At 65.3% G+C, this 16,404-nt stretch carries 14 protein-coding genes and 2 pseudogenes; 6 read left to right on the forward strand and 10 right to left on the reverse strand.

The window, feature by feature from the left end; genetic code table 11:
• Positions 1-1,067: 1,067 nt before the first annotated feature.
• Positions 1,068-1,202, reverse strand: coding sequence for a hypothetical protein (locus ACFVJ3_RS43500; RefSeq protein WP_378457958.1), 135 nt, complete (start codon positions 1,200-1,202; stop codon positions 1,068-1,070).
• A 413-nt stretch (positions 1,203-1,615) separates the two neighbouring features.
• Here ACFVJ3_RS43500 and ACFVJ3_RS43505 point away from each other — a divergent pair, with 413 nt between their 5' ends.
• On the forward strand, positions 1,616-5,131 hold the full coding sequence (locus ACFVJ3_RS43505; RefSeq protein ID WP_378457959.1) for a protein kinase: 3,516 nt from the start codon (positions 1,616-1,618) through the stop codon (positions 5,129-5,131).
• Between the two features lie 329 nt (positions 5,132-5,460).
• On the opposite strand, the pseudogene ACFVJ3_RS43510 reads toward ACFVJ3_RS43505, so the two are convergent.
• Positions 5,461-5,820: pseudogene (locus ACFVJ3_RS43510) on the reverse strand (N-formylglutamate amidohydrolase); the annotation flags it as partial.
• Positions 5,821-6,009: 189 nt separating this feature from the next.
• Between ACFVJ3_RS43510 and ACFVJ3_RS43515 the strand changes: the two are divergent.
• Together ACFVJ3_RS43515 and ACFVJ3_RS43520 are read left to right on the forward strand one after the other, a co-directional pair.
• Positions 6,010-6,676 (forward strand): annotated as a pseudogene (locus ACFVJ3_RS43515) (IS6 family transposase).
• Positions 6,677-6,962: 286 nt separating this feature from the next.
• Positions 6,963-7,250: a hypothetical protein gene (locus ACFVJ3_RS43520; protein WP_378457960.1), complete on the forward strand. Its 288-nt coding sequence runs from the start codon at positions 6,963-6,965 to the stop codon at positions 7,248-7,250.
• Between the two features lie 7 nt (positions 7,251-7,257).
• On the opposite strand, the gene ACFVJ3_RS43525 is transcribed toward ACFVJ3_RS43520, so the two are convergent.
• Positions 7,258-7,509: a hypothetical protein gene (locus ACFVJ3_RS43525; RefSeq protein WP_378457961.1), complete on the reverse strand. Its 252-nt coding sequence runs from the start codon at positions 7,507-7,509 to the stop codon at positions 7,258-7,260.
• A 20-nt stretch (positions 7,510-7,529) separates the two neighbouring features.
• On the opposite strand from ACFVJ3_RS43525, the gene ACFVJ3_RS43530 reads away from it, so the two are divergent.
• Both ACFVJ3_RS43530 and ACFVJ3_RS43535 read left to right on the forward strand, forming a co-directional pair.
• On the forward strand, positions 7,530-7,733 hold the full coding sequence (locus ACFVJ3_RS43530; RefSeq protein ID WP_378457962.1) for a hypothetical protein: 204 nt from the start codon (positions 7,530-7,532) through the stop codon (positions 7,731-7,733).
• A 184-nt stretch (positions 7,734-7,917) separates the two neighbouring features.
• Positions 7,918-8,850, forward strand: coding sequence for an NAD(P)H-binding protein (locus ACFVJ3_RS43535; RefSeq protein WP_378457963.1), 933 nt, complete (start codon positions 7,918-7,920; stop codon positions 8,848-8,850).
• A 12-nt stretch (positions 8,851-8,862) separates the two neighbouring features.
• Here the strand turns inward: ACFVJ3_RS43535 and ACFVJ3_RS43540 are convergent, their stop codons facing one another.
• Positions 8,863-9,471: a hypothetical protein gene (locus ACFVJ3_RS43540; protein WP_378457984.1), complete on the reverse strand. Its 609-nt coding sequence runs from the start codon at positions 9,469-9,471 to the stop codon at positions 8,863-8,865.
• A gap of 168 nt (positions 9,472-9,639) precedes the next feature.
• On the opposite strand from ACFVJ3_RS43540, the gene ACFVJ3_RS43545 reads away from it, so the two are divergent.
• The gene (locus tag ACFVJ3_RS43545; RefSeq protein WP_378457964.1) at positions 9,640-9,936 is read left to right on the forward strand and encodes an antibiotic biosynthesis monooxygenase family protein; all 297 of its coding nucleotides are present in this window, start codon (positions 9,640-9,642) and stop codon (positions 9,934-9,936) included.
• A gap of 370 nt (positions 9,937-10,306) precedes the next feature.
• Here the strand turns inward: ACFVJ3_RS43545 and ACFVJ3_RS43550 are convergent, their stop codons facing one another.
• The 6 genes from ACFVJ3_RS43550 to groL all read right to left on the reverse strand — a co-directional run bounded on the left by ACFVJ3_RS43550 (position 10,307) and on the right by groL (position 16,373).
• Positions 10,307-10,552, reverse strand: a complete 246-nt coding sequence (locus tag ACFVJ3_RS43550; protein ID WP_378457965.1) for a hypothetical protein — start codon at positions 10,550-10,552, stop codon at positions 10,307-10,309.
• Positions 10,553-10,710: 158 nt separating this feature from the next.
• Entirely contained in the window at positions 10,711-12,459 is a 1,749-nt protein-coding gene (locus ACFVJ3_RS43555) for a sigma-54-dependent Fis family transcriptional regulator (protein ID WP_378457985.1), read from the reverse strand.
• A gap of 102 nt (positions 12,460-12,561) precedes the next feature.
• On the reverse strand, positions 12,562-12,882 hold the full coding sequence (locus tag ACFVJ3_RS43560; RefSeq protein WP_378457966.1) for a hypothetical protein: 321 nt from the start codon (positions 12,880-12,882) through the stop codon (positions 12,562-12,564).
• A complete protein-coding gene (locus ACFVJ3_RS43565; RefSeq protein ID WP_378457967.1) occupies positions 12,879-14,249 on the reverse strand; it encodes an FAD-binding oxidoreductase in 1,371 nt (456 codons plus the stop codon). Before ACFVJ3_RS43565 ends, ACFVJ3_RS43560 begins: the two co-directional genes overlap by 4 nt.
• Before the next feature lie 50 nt (positions 14,250-14,299).
• Positions 14,300-14,626: a putative quinol monooxygenase gene (locus ACFVJ3_RS43570; protein WP_378457968.1), complete on the reverse strand. Its 327-nt coding sequence runs from the start codon at positions 14,624-14,626 to the stop codon at positions 14,300-14,302.
• Positions 14,627-14,723: 97 nt separating this feature from the next.
• On the reverse strand, positions 14,724-16,373 hold the full coding sequence (groL, locus tag ACFVJ3_RS43575; protein WP_378457969.1) for a chaperonin GroEL: 1,650 nt from the start codon (positions 16,371-16,373) through the stop codon (positions 14,724-14,726).
• Between the last annotated feature and the right edge of the window lie 31 nt (positions 16,374-16,404).

Below are 16,404 nucleotides of genomic sequence, written 5' to 3' on the forward strand. Positions count from 1 at the left end.
ACCGGTTCCTAGACAAGATCGATTCTTTCACCACCGCAGGGCATTTCGCCTTTATGACACCCTCAGGCGCTCATACCAATCGGTGTATCCAGGCTTAGCTCCTGAGGGTTGAAGATTCGCAGAACCATAGGGGCGGAATATGTCCGCTCGATGGCGTGTGGTGTCGGTGCGCTTACACTTCGCTCACCCGGGCACCTGCACCGAAGACAGCACCCCGAAACAACACCGTGACCATGGGGCAACAGGCTCTACACATGCATATGCCCTGGTCGGGGACATGTTCTCCGACGGAGACGGTGCGGTCTTCCTTCGCAGCGCGAGCGGTGTCGATCGTCGCGATCCCCTGGTGGGCGTCGGCGGCGGGCCCGGGTGGTGATCATGGGAGGCAGTGCGGGACCGACGGCGATATGCCCGAACGCTTCAGGATGGCCCGGGGTGGGGCAAGGTCGACCAGGCATGCCCCTCCGAGGGCGAGCGTTGTAGCAAGGTCGGGCAGGATGTTGCCGATCAACGCCTGGTTCGGGGCCTGTGCCACGGATCGGCAGCGCTCGACAGTCCGCGGTCAGTCCGACCTTCTCGGCCGTGCCCAACAGCAGAACTGAGCCGGCGTGACTCGACATCGGGCCGGCGGCCCGAGGCGGACAGACGCGCGGATAATAGGACGTGGTTTCAGGCACCAGGGACAGCTCTGATGTCAAGCTGTGGAATAGGATTCGTCACGAGGCGTTGCGAACGCGTATCGCCGCGATTGCTCCGCGATGACTCGATTCGCCGTCTCCGGTGGCCCGCGCCAGCCCGAACTGAGGTCGGCCGCTCACTGACATCGGTTATGTCGGCGGCGGGTGTGAGGGGCGGGGGACGCTCAAGCTGCCCGGATCATCGTCCGCAGGCGGGGCACTGGGCCATGCTGGGGAAGTGAGAAGGGCGGCCAGTGTCGCGCGGAAATCGTATATGCTTGTGTGGAAAGATAATTCGCCCGGTACTTTTGTCTCGCAGCTACGCCGTAGCCGATCCGCTGGTGCGTCGACCCGCCCGCGCCGTGCACTGGCAGGCGATCGCCGCGGTGATTACCCGTTCGGGTGGAAGGGTGCACCTCGTGTGCGGTGTTTGCCACCGGTTCGTCCGAGGAAGGTCTGGAGGGCCGCGGTGCCGCCGAGGCTTCCGGCGAGCAATCCCATCAGCAGTGCGACGTTGGTATTCATATTCGAGGTCCTCACGAGTGTCCCGTGTCGGTGTCGGGCGAGCGGTGGGTTGGGTTCAATGGGTGGGCCGGGGTCCGTCGTCGGGGAACCTGGCCTCGATGCGAGCCTTGATCTCGAGGGTACTGATCGGCCAGGTGCGCGGTGCGGTGCCCAACAGCTCTCAATCGCTTCCCTCCTGGTGACGGGCACCCGTACGGCTCATCAGCCGGCCCGAACAGACTCGCTCCCGTGGAACAGCGGAACCATGTGCCGTGACCGATTACTCGCGGATTCCAACCGAGTAGGCTTTGGGGCGAGGAGCGTTTGCAGCCGCCAGTCGACTGGCGCTCGTCTGGTAGAAGAGTGGGAAATCGGTGATGCGGGATGGACCAAGGGCGCAGACTCCGCCTGCCAGGCCCAGGGGTGAGCGACCGATGGTAGGGGCGGATGGTTTTGCTCCCATCGGCGGTGCGGTCCCGACGATCAAGGCTGAACTCGGAGCCGAGGGCTTCGGGGAAGTGGAGATGATCGGCCACGGCGGGTTCGGGGTGGTGTTCCGGTGTCGGGAGCCATCGCTCGACCGGGTCGTCGCCGTTAAGGTGCTGGGTTCGGGGCTCGATGAGGAGAGTCGAGCGCGGTTTCTGCGTGAGCAGCGCGCAATGGGTCAGCTCTCGGGGCACCCAAACATCGTCAATGTGCTGCGAATCGGGGCGACTCAGAGTGGCCTTCCCTTCATCGTCATGCAGTACCACCAGTGTGACTCACTGGAGGTTGCAATCCGGCGCGACGGTCCGACGGGGTGGGAGTCGGCAATCCGAATCGCGGTGAAGCTTTCGGGAGCGCTCGAGACCGTACATCGCGCGGGGATCCTCCATCGCGATGTCAAGCCGGCCAACATATTGCTGACCGACTACGGGGAGCCGCAGCTCTCCGATTTTGGTATTGCACGTATTCAAGGTGGCTTCGAGACGGACTCCGGCGCGCTCACCGGTTCACCGGCATACACGGCCCCGGAAGTGCTTTCCGGCGAGTCTCCCAGCGTTGCATCCGATATCTATGGGCTCGGCGCAACCCTGTTCTCTCTCATCACCGGGCATGCGGCCTTCGAGCGCCGGTCCGGTGAACAGATCGTTGCCCAATTCCTGCGCATTACCGCCGAACCAGCACCGCGTTTGCCGTCCGCCGGCTTCCCAGCCGACGTTCGCGCAGCGATCGAGACCGCGATGGCTCGGGATCCAGGCGCTCGTCCATGCACCGCAGCGGAGTTCGGAAATTTATTCCGCGAGGTCGAACGCAGTCACGATCTGGTTGTCGACGAGATGGCGATATCAACTCAAACCGACCGAACACCTGTTCGATCGATTCAAGACCGTGCCACCGGCACAGTCAGCTATGTGCCAACTCAGACACACGCCGCTTCGCTCCCTGAGGCCGTCGGGTCGTCGTTACAACCGCCGAGCGCGTCGACGAAGTACCGGCCGCCGACACCCACGCGGGCACTTGTGCCACGCAGTAGACTCGCCGGACAGTTACGTGACGCCAGTCGCCGGCGATTGATCTTGATCCACGCCCCTGCAGGGTTCGGAAAGAGCACACTGGCCGCACAGTGGCGCGACACCCTGATCAATTCCGGTGTTGCGGTCGCGTGGCTGAGCATCGACTCGGACGACAACAACGTCGTCTGGTTCCTCGCACACCTGACGGAGTCGATCCGCACCGTCCGACCCGATCTTGCCGCGGAACTCGGCCAGATTCTCGAGGAACACGGCAACCAGGCCGACCGGTACGTGCTCACGACCCTCATCAACGAGATTCACGAGCGCGGCGAGCTGCTGACTGTCGTCATCGACGACTGGCACAGAGCGACCGATGCCGCGACGATCGCCGCGATGGGATTCCTTCTCGATCATGGGTGCCACCATTTGCAGGTGCTGGTCACCAGCCGCAGTCAGTCGGGATTGCCACTCAGCCGCATGCGGGTCCGTGATGAACTCGTCGAGATCGACGCCGCTGCCCTCCGGTTCGACCTCGACGAATCCCGGGCGTTCCTCGTCGATATGTGCGGACTGACCCTCGAACAGGACGAGATCTCCAACCTCAGGGACTCCACCGAGGGGTGGGTCGCGGCCTTGCAGTTGGCGTCGCTGTCTCTGCGAGGGCGCGACGATCCAGCCGAATTCATCAGCCACCTATCGGGCCGACACCGAGGCATCGGCGAGTACCTCGCCGAGAACGTTCTCAGCGCCCTCGAACCCGACCTCCTCGACTTCATGCTGGCGACATCGGTCACTGAACGGCTCTGCGGTGATCTCGCGGCCGTGCTCGCACGCGTCGACGACGGCCAAGCGCTACTCGAACAAATCGAGGAACGCGATCTGTTCCTCCGTGCACTCGACGACGAGCGAGAGTGGTTTCGGTATCACCACTTGTTCGCCGATTTCCTGCGTCGTCGCATGCAGCGCGATCATCCCGCGCGCATCGCCGAACTGCACCGCACGGCGTCGCAGTGGTTCGCCGCGCACGATCTGCTGAGCGAGGCCGTCGGTCAGGCACTGGCCGCCGGGGAGCGGGAACTCGCGGCCGACCTCGTCGACGCACGAGGACTGGCGCTGATCGAGCACTCGCAGCTCGCGTCGGTACTGGGCCTGATCGACAAGGTTCCCCGGGTACTGGCCGCCGATCGCCCACACCTGCAGCTCGCCCTCGCCTGGGCGCACGTACTGCTCCACCATGACCACACCATCGTGGAGGAATCACTCCGATCTCTAGATGCCTGCATCGCCGACCTACCCGCCGCCGACACCACTACGGCCGACCTGCGGGTCGACGCCGCACTGGTGAGGGGAGTCGCGGACCTCTTCGGGGACCGCATCGACGGGCTGACCGAGTTGGTGTCGGACTGCACTGACCGGCAGAAGACCCTGCGCCCGTTCGTCCTCGCCGCCGCGTCCAACGTCGCGTCCTACGAGGCGATCCACCGCTTCGACTTCGACGCCGCACAGCGGTGGCAGGAATGGGGGACGCCCTTCCACGCGCGCACAACTGGGCCGTTCACTGGGGTGTACGGGCACTGCTTTTCCGGGATCGCGGCAAACGAGATGCTGCGCGTGGACGAGGCCGAGCGGTACTTTCGGTTGGCCTACGGTCTCGCGCGTGAGGCGGGAGGTCACCACTCGTATTCCACGAGGCTCGCAAGCGCGATGCTGGGGGATCTGCTCTACGAGCGCGGCGAGCTGGACGAGGCCGAGCGACTGCTGGACGAAAGCTATCAACTCGGCTCGGAGGGCGGTGTCGTCGATTTCATGCTCGTCACGTTCGGCACCGGATCCCGGATCAAGGCCATCCGGGGAGATATCACAGCGGCCGCCCAGCGGCTGGACGACGGTGCACAGATCGCCGCCGAGTTGGCGCTGCCGAGGCTGGCCGCCCGTATCGGCAACGAGCGGACGAGGTTGGGGCTCTCCGCCGCCGATCCCGCGCAGCACCTGGCCGAGGGCGACCCGGACACTCCCGCACCTGCGCCGGATCGGGTGGACGGGATCGTCGAGGTGACAGCAGAACTCGAGGAGGATTCGGCGATCCGGCGACTGATGGCAGAGAAGTCGCTGCCGAGCGCGCTCCGTGCCCGTACGAGGGCAGCGGCCCTGGTAGAGCGAATAGCGACCCATGAGCGTCCCCGTGCTCTGCTGCGAGCGCGACTGCTGCACGTCGTGTCGGTTCTCGTCGCCGGTGATGAGCAGGCGGCCTTGGATGCGCTGGTACCCCTGGCCGCGCAGTGCTCGGGTCTGGGCGTGATCAGGCTTCTGTGTGACGAGGGACCGCCAATGATGCAACTTGTTGCGCGGTTGCGGGACATTCAGACGCAACAGCGCCGGCCGTCACGTTGGCCGGCGATCTCGCAGGAGTTCTTGTCGTCGGTATTGGCCGCGGACGTGTCGGCGGGCGGGTAGTGCTCGGACCCAATGCCACGAAGTTAAGCGTTTCTGCAGTTCAGACATGCTCAGATCGAACAGCAGTGTGGCGGTGCGTACGTCGATCACCAGGACGTGCGATTCAGTGATGGTGATGTGGTGGTGGACGCACGCTTTTCGGGCGCGCAGATGAGCCTTTAGGAATATTGTGCAAAATCGAATTCGGGTACCCTTAACGCTGATGGTGGATGTGGCCTCGATGTCACTGACTGTCGTGGAACAACTCCCGGGCGGTTCATACCTAATGGGCGCACTGGCGGCCATGGAGCCCAGGCCGCCGATCGCGGTGCCGGGGTGCCTGGGTATGCAGGTACGGCCGCGCGGTCGGTGTTGAGGTAGAGGCGATAGGCGAGCTGCCCGCGTCGATGGCTGCCGGTGCCCGGGTCGACGGCGCCGAGGAAAATACCCGTGCGTGGATCGACAGCCGAGAAGATCGCCCCCGCCCACTCGGCGGGCTCCGCGGGTGGCAGATACCGTGGCCGGCCTGTCACTGCGTCGACGGTGTGCACTATGACCGTGACGGCGACCCCGGCCGCCGCTGGGAATCATTGCTCGGCCGCGACGTCGAACGGTAAGAGGACAGTGTGGATCCGTAGCTCGATGTCTGTTCTGGTGCGGGCCGCCGCCGTGATGATGTGGTGTACGGGTACTGCTCCGGCACGCGGCACGGCGTCTGAAGCAGATTCGTCGCAGGTCTCGGCCGTAGATCACATCGGCGTCGTGGGTACGGTGGTTGAGGCAGCCGTGCAGGATTCGAACGAGGGCACTGTCACGTTGGCGAGTTCGGCGAACTGGGAGAATCTGTGGTGTGACCACAGCAATCCCGTCGTACAAGGGCCCACCGCTATCCAGTGGAGATGATCAACCACTGCGTGTGGTTGTACTTCCGGTTCCCGCCCAGCTTCCGTGAGATGGAGGAGCTGATGCTCGAACGCGGTGTCGTGGTCAGCTACGAGACGATCCGGCGATGGTGTGCCAAGTTCGGTCAGCTCTACGCCAACCAGCTGCGTCGACGCCGGGCTGTCAAGCTCGGCGGCAAGTCGCATCTCGACGAAGTGTTCGGCCGGATTGCTTGCCGGCAATTTTATCTCTGGCGTGCGGTCGACCAGCACGGCACTGTGCTCGACATTCTGGTCTAGTCCCGCCCAAACGGTAACGCCGCCAAGCGATTCTTCCGTCGGCTGCTCAAGGGCGTGCAATATGTGCCGCGGGTAATCGTCAGCGATGAGCTGGCCAGCTACAGCGTCGCCCACCGCGAGTTGCCGGCCTCGGTCGAGCATCGCCGGTGCAAGTACTCGAACAACCGGGCGGAGAATTCCCATCAGCCGACCCGCCAGCGGGGAGCGGGAGATGAAACGCTTCAAGTCGGTCGCGCATGCGCAACGATTCGTGTCTGCGTTCAGCCCGATCTCGACGCATCTCCGGGCTCGCCGGCACCGACTGGCTGCGGCCGGAAGGCGCACCGAGATGGCGGACGGATTCGCAGTTTGGCGGGAAGTCACCGCCAGCGGCGTTGCCGTCTGAAAGGTGAACAACCCCCAACAGTGTCCCATCGCCGCGTTCTGAATTATGTTGGTATGCAATAGCCGTTCCGTATTCTACTGATGTGTCGGTATTTTCAGTGACCTTTCGCATGGGTGCTCCTAAGAACCTCGAATAGTGTTGGTAATCCAGCCGTCAAGAAGCAAGAGCCGAAGTCTGGTCGTGATGTAGCCGCGCAACCGTACTCGGCCCGGACCGCTCCTCCCGCGGAATCTGCGGCGTCGGAGGTGAACGCGCACATCGATTTGCCGTCGAGGTGGCGACGTGCGTGCCGACAGCGGTGCCCGAGGTCGGTGAACGGGGATCGTCTGTCGGCAACCACGGCAACGCGGCGTCGCGTATCACGCCGGTGAGGCGATATTTTCGTCCGGCGCGTGATTTGAAACCGCCCGAGCAGGGGGCGGAGCTCGGCTCCAGTGTGCCGACCGAGAGCCTCTATATCGAAACCCCGAAGACCGACTCGCTCGACGAGATACTGTCCGACTGGATGCAACTGAAGGCACCGTTGCTTCCGATCGAAGCCGGCGCGCACGTCGACGGGGTGACGGCACGATGACCGCCCCTCAGATGATGGAGATCGAGTCCGAGTTCGGCTTCGGTATCCACGCACTGGCGCCGGCGCCGGCGTCGGCGTCGGCCGGCTCGAGTGAGGTGTTCCGGCGGTAGATCGCGTCGGTCGGTGCTCTGTGCGCGATGATGGACGGCGAGCCCGTGGGCATCGTCGCGACATCCCTCGCCGTCGAAATTTCCTTTGACCCGCCGGTGATTACGTTCTCGATCCGCAAGGCGTCCACCACGTGGCCGAAGCTGCGCACGGCTTCTCATCGGAGTTTCGGTGCTTGCGGAGAACCAGGGCGCGATCTGCCGGCAGATCTCCAGGCCCGCGGCCGAGCGGTTCACCGGGTTCGGTCTGCACGAGTCCGCTGAGGGTGCCGTGTTCTTGAAGGACGCCATGACCTGGCTGAACTGCTCATCCGAGACGGCCGCTAGTGCCCTCGAGCCGTCCGACGAAGCCGTGTCTCAATCTTGGGGTGGCTGACGCGCGCCGTCCTGTCGTAACGTCGTAGAAGTCCAGGTCGACGCCGGTGTGCGTGCGCAGGCGCACATCTTTCTGTTTGTTGCCCGGCCGGTAGAACCAGGAGGTTCACGATGGCTGTAGCGCGCATTTCCATATCAGCAGGACAGTTGTGGCTCCTTGGCAACGTGAACAGCGAGATTCGGTCATGAGTGACCGGGCGCCGTTCCTGATGACCGGTGTGGGCGGTGGTTACAGCAGCATCAGCCGGCTGGTAGCAGAGCTGCTGCTGCGGAGTGGTGAGCCCGTGCGGGCGATGGTTCATCGCGATGACGGCCGCGCCGACGCCCTACGGGACCTGGGGGCAGAAATTGTCGTGGGCGATCTGACCCGCCCTGGCGACGTCGCTGCGGCGTTGGCGGGCGTGAGGCGGATGTTCTTCAACATGAGTGTCTCCGCGGACTATCTGGAGGCCGCCGCTGTCGTCTGCGCGATTGCCGACGAGCGGGGCGATCTCGAGGCGTTGGTGAACATGTCGCAGATGACGGTGTCGCAGATGACGTCGACCAGCACCGACGAGTCCCGGCATCAACGGCTGCACTGGCTCGCCGAGCGCATCATGAACTGGTCCGGTCTGCCCGTCGTCCATGTCAGACCCACGGTCTTCCTGGACAATCCGCTGTTCACCGTCGTGGCGAGCCGTTCGGTCGCCGAACGGGGCGTCTTGGCCCTGCCGTTCGGTACCGGCAGGACCTCGCCCGTAGCCGCCACCGACGTGGCCCGCGTCATCGCCGCCATTCTTCAGGATCCAGCAGGCCGTGTCGGGCGGGTCTATGAGCTGACCGGCGCCGCCGTCCTGGACATCGACGGCCTCGCCGAGCAGTACACCCGTGGCTTGGGTCGGCCGGTAACGGGATCCGATCTGCCCTACGACAACTTCGTGGACCTGATGGGCGCGGTGCCCGGCATTTCGTCGCACACCGTGCAACACCTCCTCACGGTCGCCACACTGCACCGCGACGATCGCTACAACCGGCTGACGACCGACGTCGAGGACGTGACCGGGCAGCCCGCGCAGTCGGTCGAGCAATACATCGCCGCACACCGCGAGCTGTTCTCGAGGCCGGCCGCCGACGGGTAGTGGGGGTCGGGGTCATCGCGGCGGTGCGTCGAACCGAGTCCACTCGTACGCCCATTGCCGCATCCGGGTCCGGGCCAACACCGCGTGTAGGAGTGCCGGGACGACGACGATGCCGCCGGATCCGAGCGCCCATACCCCGCATGCGGCGGTCACGGCCACCACCGTGTCTTCCCGGTTACTTCGGATGGGGCCGGTGAGGTTGCCGTCGGCGCCGACGCTGATGGTGATGGTCTGCCCCGCCCTCGCGTGCGCGCCGGTGGGTACCACGGCGGTGTGGTCCCCGCTGGGCGTCGACCAGCGGGCTCGGGCACTGTCCTGGTTGTGGCTGGGTCGAAGTCCGTCGTCGGGGGTGTCGGGTGCGGGGTGGGTGTCCTCGAGCAGGACTGCGGGCACTTGGTGCACGCCGGAGCGCAGTGCCTGGGATTGTTGTTCCAATCGGGTGTGGGTCGCCGTTCCGAATGCGGCGGCGCACGGGATCAGCAGCAGCATCAGCGTCGCGGCGAGCAGCACGAGGACGGCCTCGTAGCGGTCGCCTGGGCGCATCAGGCGGTTGCGGCTCCACGGCCCGAGCCGCCACCACCGGATCGGCGTGGGTACCGGTGCCAGTTCCTCCCGACGCATCATCCGACCTCCGGCAGGATTGCGGTTTCTTCTCCTTCGATTGTGCGACGGAATCCCACGCGGTGCATTCCCGTCGCGTCACTGCGCATCGCCTCTATCTGCGCTACGCGTTGGAGAGGCGATCACGTCGCTCGCAGCCACGACCTGGGGTCGTCGCATACTGTGCCGATGATCTTGGAACACGCACTGCTGTCCGTGGCACCCGCAAGGGTCGAGGAATTCGAATCTGCATTCGGGCAGGCCGAGTCGATCATTTCGTCTGTGCCCGGATTCCTGCGACTGCGATTGTCACGCGGCCTCGAGCGACCGAATGTCTATCTCCTGCTGGTCGAGTGGGAAAAACTCGAAGACCACACCGAAGGCTTTCGTCAGTCGAGCCGGTACCAGCAGTGGAAGGACCTGCTGCACCATTTCTACGATCCCTTCCCGCTCGTAGAGCACTACGAGCCTGTCCGCGAAGTGTGATTGGACGCCTCGCCGAGGCTGGCACAACATGCGGACACCAGTCTGGTGGTGGCGGGGCTGCCGCCGTCTCCGCAGGACGGGCACACCATCGTGACGGTCTGTGCGATTTCGTCGACAGTGACGGTGAGCGGGACGGCGCACTGGCGGCACCACCTGTGTCGCGTGACGGCGTTGACGTGTGTCGGCGACGCGACGCATTGGTGAATCCACCGTCGGTGCAGCGGGCACGTAGTCCGGTCGTCGGGGGACAAGCGCCGCGCATCCTCAGCGGCGTCTTCCCTGGCCAGGCGATCACCCAGCGTGGTCGCACGGGACCGTCCCGCCGCTGACGAGCGGCAGCCGGGGGCGGGCCGGATTGCGCAGGAGGTAGTCATGGGGTCACCTCGACGAGATCGAACCGGGAGTGCAATTGCGCCCAGGTCGCCCGGCGACGCCCGTCGCGGGTGCGGTAACCGCTGCCCGGCTCCGGAACCCAGGTCCGCATCAGATCGTCACGTACCGCGGGACGGTCGGCGGGTTCGCGGGTGTGCGCCAGCGCGGCGACCAACCACACCCGGGAGGTGGTGCTGCAGGGGGATGCCGAATGGGTATCCGCGCCGAGCGGCTTCGTAGTCATGGGTCGTCCTCACGTCGGTCCCGGTCACGTACCCGTACTCGAAACGGTTGGCGCTCAACGAGTTGCTGATCCGCGTGGGATTCTCTGTCTGACCTCATGTTCCACCGGCTACGGTGTGACGCGTGTCTCATTTCCTGACACTGGTGGCGCGGACGACGTCAGATGTCGATGCCGAATTCCTTGATCTTGCGGTAGATGGTGGCCCGTGAGATGCCGAGAGCTGTTGCCGCGGCCTTCTTGTTGCCGTGGTTCTCTTCGAGGCTTCGCACGATGGCGTCGCGTTCGAGGGCCTCGATCTGGGTGAGTGTGTGTCGGCTCAGAGCTCGGCACATCGGGGGAAGCTGCTCGACCTCGACGACACCGGAGCGCTGACGCTGGACCACGTCGTGCAGAACCTGCCGGAGCTCGGTGACGTTGCCGGGCCAGCTGTACTTGCAGAGTTGGCGCATCGCCGCGGGCGACAGAGACAAGTCTGCGCCGCGACCGAGTTGTCTCAGCAGATGCGGTACCAAGCTGTGAAGATCGTCGATGCGATGACGCAGCGCAGGCATTGTGACGGTATGGCTGAAGTGGGGAAGGAGCAGCGTGTCGAGATCGGTGTTGTGATCGGTTCCGCCGATGGTCGCGCCGATCCATCCGGCGTGCTCGCGTCCTTGAATGAGGTCGGCGACAATCCGCTGCTGTGACTCGGTAAGGAGGTCGATGTCGCGCAGGATGACGCTGAATCGGTCTTGTGCGAGTTCCTGTTCGAGTGCCGGCAGGGCGGCGCTGTCGCCCGCGAGTTCGGCCACCGTGAAGATCCGTGTGCGGATGGGAATATGTTCGATGGCAACAGCTTTGAGGGCTGATCCGCGGCCGCTTCCGGCTTCGCCGGAGACGGTGACCCACTGTTGTTCGCGCGCGCAGCGAGCGATTTGCTGGCAACTGCGGCGCCAGGACGCGCTGCTACCGGTGATTCCGGGCAGAACGCGGATGCTCTCCAGAGCAGGGGATCCCGATGTGGGGATCTCCAGCAGATGTACGTAGAACAAGGCCATCTGCCTCCGTGCCCCCAGCCCGAAGTCCTCGACCGAGGACAGTCGGGCCGTCTGTCCGCTGGGCAGGGCGACGATGTGTCGTTGGGTGGCGGGCACGCCGCTCAGGTCGACGGCGTGTTCGAGCAACGCACCCTGATCCTGGGCATCCAGTGCCACGCGTAGTTTTCGGTTGACGAGAACGACATCGTCTCCGAGCGCCAACACTCCCGTTTGTGGTGACCGCCGACAGGCCTTCAGATAGGCGTTCAGTAACGCGGTCTGGTCCGCACTGGCCTGTGCCAGGAGGCGCCCTTCGATCTGAGCCGTGGCGGATTTGGCGAGAGTGGCCAACAGTGGGCCCCCGTCCTCTACCCAGCCGGTGAGATCGAGTGCACCGACGAGGGCGCCGGACATCGGATGGGTGATGGGGACACCGGCGCATGCCAGTTGCCCGAGACAGTCGGCGTAGTGCTCGGCGCCCGTCACCAGGGTGGGCTGACGGGTTTCGAGAGTGGTGCCGATGCCGTTGGTGCCGACGAATTCTTCCGAGTAGCTGTAACCAGGTATCAGTTGGACGTCGTCGAGTGTGCGATTGAGTCGTTGACTGGCGGTGATCCTGGTCAAGATCACTCCGTCAGCCGAGGTCAGGATGACGCTCACTGGTTCGTCGACCAGTCCGTCCGCGAGTTGCCGCAAGACGGGTTCGGCTGCAGCCACGAGAGGGCAGTCCAGATTCGGCTCTCGTACGAACGGGAGGTCGAGCTGATCCGGGCGCACCTTGAGCGACTTCGATCGCTGCCACGAGTACGAGATGGGTTGGCGAACGGAGCTGTCGAGGTCGTTGTCGGCGAGGAACAGCTCTCGCGCCTTCTGTAGATCCTTGCTGGTCATGCTGTATTTACGCCCCGATTCTCCGCCTCTCACGTAGTTGAGAGTACGTCGTCTCGATGTGAGACGGGTCTCAATATGAGACGGGGTGGCGGAGGACCGGGATCAGCGCGGGGACGGCCGCGGCGTCGGCCGTGATTCACTGTCATCGACGTGGCCTTTCGACGCAGGGGAAGGGGGATGAGCGATTCGCTGTAGCCGCTCGGCGCACACGGCGAGAAGACGTTGCCGGAGGGTGTCGTCGAGGGGCGGGAAACGACGCCCGGCCAGGACCTGCAGGCATTCGAAGTACTGCGCCTCGGTCCACCCGAACGTGACGAAGATGTCTTCGGCGCTGCCGCCGCCGAACACTGCCCACCGGTTGCCGAACTCCAGGACGACGTCGTCGTCCCGCTTCGATCGGACATGTGGATTCGTGGGTGTCATATCGCACGCCCCGGATTGAGAATCCCGGTGGGGTCGAACGCTGCCTTGATTCCTGCCATCAGGGACCTCTCCACCGAACCGATCATGGATTCGAGGTAGGGGCGTTTGAGGTCGCCGACGCCATGCTCGCCGGTGATCGATCCGCCCAGAGCCAAGCATCGCTTCACCATCTCGTCGAAGGCCTGGTAAGCCCGATCGGTGGCGTCCGGATCTGCACCGTCGAACACGATCGTGGGGTGGACGTTGCCGTCGGCGGCGTGCCCGAAGGTGCCGATGAGCAGTTGGTGGCGGTCGGCGATGCGGGTAATGGCGTCGAGCATGTGCGGTAGCCGGGGCACCGGCACGGCCAGGTCGTCGAGCAGAGTGCTGCCGCGGCGCTCGAGGGCGGTCAGCGCCACCCTGCGGGCCTGCATGAGGGCGTCACCTTCGGAGGGGTCGCTGCTCACGTACAGCTCGGTGGCCGCGGCAGCACGGCACGCGTCCGCGCTGCGCTGCGCTTCCGCCGCGGCAGCGTCGCCGTCGCACTGGATCAACAGCAGCGCGCCGGCCGTCTCGTCGAGACCCATGCGGGTCATGTCGTTGACGGCCGAGATGGTGGTGCGGTCCATGAGTTCTACCAGGCTCGGGTCGGCCACCGCCTGAATCGCCATCACCGCGTCGACCGCCTGGACGGGCTCGGCGAAGGCGGCGACGACGGTGGCCGTGCGCGCCGGTGTTCGACGCAGCCGCATGGTCGCCTCGACGATGACGGCCAGGGTGCCCTCGGACCCGACCAGCAGTTGGGTCAGGTTCAATCCGGCGACATTCTTGCGGGTGGCGGCGCCGGTGTAGATGATCCGGCCGTCGGCGAGCACCGCCTTGATCCGGGCGACGTGGTCGCCGGTGACCCCGTATTTCGCGCAACATGCTCCGCCGGCATTGGTCGCGAGGTTTCCCCCGATCGTGGAGACGGCGCGACTGCCGGGGTCGGGGACGTACCAGAGTCCGCGCTCCGCGGCCGCGGCAGCGAGGTCACCGTTGATCACTCCCGGCTCGACCGTGGCGGTGCGGGACTGTTCGTCGATGGTGAGGATGCGGTCGAGTTTCTCGGTGCTGAGCACGATGCAGCCGTCGATCGCGTTGGCCCCGCCGGCGAGTCCGGTGCCCGCCCCTCTCGTGACGACCGGAATGCCGTACCGGTGGGCGGTTTTCAGGGTTGTCACGACGTGGTCGGTGGTCCGGGCGCGGACCACCGCGATCGGATGTCCGGAGGGGGAGAGCAACGACTGGTCGCGGGTGTAGGCGATCATGGTGTCGCTGTCGGTCACCACGGCATCGCCCAGTGCCGCGAGCAGACCCGCGACGGGGCCGGTCGTCACCACGGTCATGCTTGTCCTTCCACAGTGTTGTATTCCGTCAGGTTGTGCACCGCACCGGGTTACCGGTTGATCTCCAGTTCGCCCATGCGGGACCAGTCGGTGCCGGGCAGGTCGGTGTGGAGGATGCGCGGTGTCTCGCTCAGCGCCGGGCGCATCGCGTCCAATCCCTTCCGGAAGTGGTCGGCGGCGACGTGGTCGGAGCCGGCCTGCCCGTCCCGGAACGCCTCGATCAGCACGAACTCGGCGGGATCGTCTGCGCTGCGATGCCATTCGAACCAGAGATTGCCAGGCTCGGATCGGGTCGCGTCGGTGAACTCCTTGGTGACGAGTAACCAGTCGTTCCGGTACTTGTCGATGACCTTGAACTTCACGACGATGAAAATCACGATGACTCACTTTCTTTCGGACGAATGCCTCGCCGCCGGAACGGGGGAGTGGGTCACCGCCTCGCAGGACCGTCGAGGCGGTGACCCACTGGCTGCTCTAGTAGATGTTCGACGGGCGGACCATGCCTTCGGCGAGATCGCCGAAGCCGGGTGCCATGATGGCACCGGGATTGCCCAGCACCTCTTCCACGACAGCGGTCTCGGTGGTGATCAGAAGTGCCGCGATCGAGGCCGCGCTTTCGAGCGCGGCGCGGGTGACCTTGAACGGATCGATCACCCCGTCGTCGAACATGTCCCCGTATTCACCGGTGAGCGCGTTGAACCCGTGCCCGAGCGGCAAACCGGCGACCACCTCGACGACGTCGTCGCCGTCGAATCCGGCGTTGATCGCAATCCAGCGCAGCGGTTCGGCGAGGGCGCGGCGCACGACGTCACACCCGATGGCCTCGTCGCCGGCCAGGTCGAGATCGGCCAATGCCCGATGCGACTGCGCCAGCGCGGTACCACCGCCGGAGACGATCCCCGCTTCCACGGCGGCGCGGGTGGCGGCCAGCGCGTCCTCGACGCGCAACATCCGCTCCTTGAGCTCGACGCTGGTCGCGCCGCCGACGCGGATGACGGCAACCCGCCCGGTGAGCCGGGCGATGCGCAGTTCGAGGCTTTCCTGGTCCGCCTCGATCTTGGCGCGTTCGTGCTGGGATTCGAGCTGGGCGATGCGGGCGTCGAGCAGGCGCTGGTCCCCGTGCCCGCCGACGATCGTGGTCTCGTTCTCGGTCACGGTGATGCGATCACACGAACCGAGATGCTCGACACTGATTTCGGACAGTTCGATGCCGGTGTCCTTGGCGATCACGTGCCCACCCAGTGCCACCGCGAGGTCTTCGAGCTCGGCGACGCGGCGGTGCCCGAAACCGGGGGCCCGGACGACCACCGACTGCATCGTCTTGTGCATGTTGCCGCCGACGAGCAGTTGCAGGGCCGGCCCGTCGACTTCCTCGGCCAGCACCACCAGGGGCCGGTCGGCGCGTTTGGCCACCTCGATGCTCGGCATGATGTCTTGGACCTGGGTGATCTTCTTGTTGGTCAGCAGAATCAGCGGATTGGTGTGCACCGCCTCCATCCGCTCCGGGTCGGTGACCATGTAGCCGGAGATGTAGCCGTGGTCGAACTCGATGCCGTCGACGATGTCGACCGACAGCCCGAGGGTGTCGCTCTCCTCGGTGGTGACGACCCCGGACTTGCCGACGTAGTCGACGGCCTTAGAGATGGCGTGCCCGATCACTTCGTCGTCGCTGGCGGCGAGCGTCGCGATCCGCTGCAGGTCGCTCTGACCCCCGATCTGGGATGCCTGCTCGCGGAGGGAGTCGACGACCGCGGAGACGGCCCGTTCGATGCCGCGGCGCACCCGCATGGGGTTGGCGCCGGCGTCGACGGACCGCAGCCCCTCGCGGACCATCGCCTGGGCGAGCACCGTTGCGGTGGTGGTGCCGTCGCCGACCACACCGTTGGTTTTCATCGCCACTTCCTTGACCAGCTGGGCACCCATGTTGGCGAAGGGTTCGCGGAGCTGGATCTCGCGGGCGATGGTCACGCCGTCGTTGGTGATCGTCGGTGGTCCGGTGAGCTTTTCGAGCACCGCGTTGCGCCCCTTGGGGCCGAGGGTCACCTTGACCGCGTCGGCGAGGGCGTTGACGCCCTGCTCGAGCCGTGCTCGGGCGTCCGTGTTGTACCGCAGCTCTTTGGCCATGGCTGATGTTCCTTTCGTGCTTCGAGCGGAG

It is taken from the genome of Rhodococcus sp. NPDC127593 (assembly GCF_042671975.1).
Taxonomy (GTDB): Bacteria; Actinomycetota; Actinomycetes; order Mycobacteriales; family Mycobacteriaceae; genus Rhodococcus_F.

Coding starts and splice junctions, on each gene's coding strand:
- ACFVJ3_RS43565 (WP_378457967.1), bottom strand. CDS start 14,249: ATGACCGTGGTGACGACCGGCCCCGTCGCGGGTCTGCTCGCGGCACTG.
- ACFVJ3_RS43500 (WP_378457958.1), bottom strand. CDS start 1,202: ATGAATACCAACGTCGCACTGCTGATGGGATTGCTCGCCGGAAGCCTC.
- ACFVJ3_RS43560 (WP_378457966.1), bottom strand. CDS start 12,882: ATGACACCCACGAATCCACATGTCCGATCGAAGCGGGACGACGACGTC.
- ACFVJ3_RS43540 (WP_378457984.1), bottom strand. CDS start 9,471: ATGCGTCGGGAGGAACTGGCACCGGTACCCACGCCGATCCGGTGGTGG.
- ACFVJ3_RS43505 (WP_378457959.1), top strand. CDS start 1,616: ATGGTAGGGGCGGATGGTTTTGCTCCCATCGGCGGTGCGGTCCCGACG.
- ACFVJ3_RS43550 (WP_378457965.1), bottom strand. CDS start 10,552: ATGACTACGAAGCCGCTCGGCGCGGATACCCATTCGGCATCCCCCTGC.
- ACFVJ3_RS43555 (WP_378457985.1), bottom strand. CDS start 12,459: ATGACCAGCAAGGATCTACAGAAGGCGCGAGAGCTGTTCCTCGCCGAC.
- groL (WP_378457969.1), bottom strand. CDS start 16,373: ATGGCCAAAGAGCTGCGGTACAACACGGACGCCCGAGCACGGCTCGAG.
- ACFVJ3_RS43545 (WP_378457964.1), top strand. CDS start 9,640: ATGATCTTGGAACACGCACTGCTGTCCGTGGCACCCGCAAGGGTCGAG.
- ACFVJ3_RS43535 (WP_378457963.1), top strand. CDS start 7,918: ATGAGTGACCGGGCGCCGTTCCTGATGACCGGTGTGGGCGGTGGTTAC.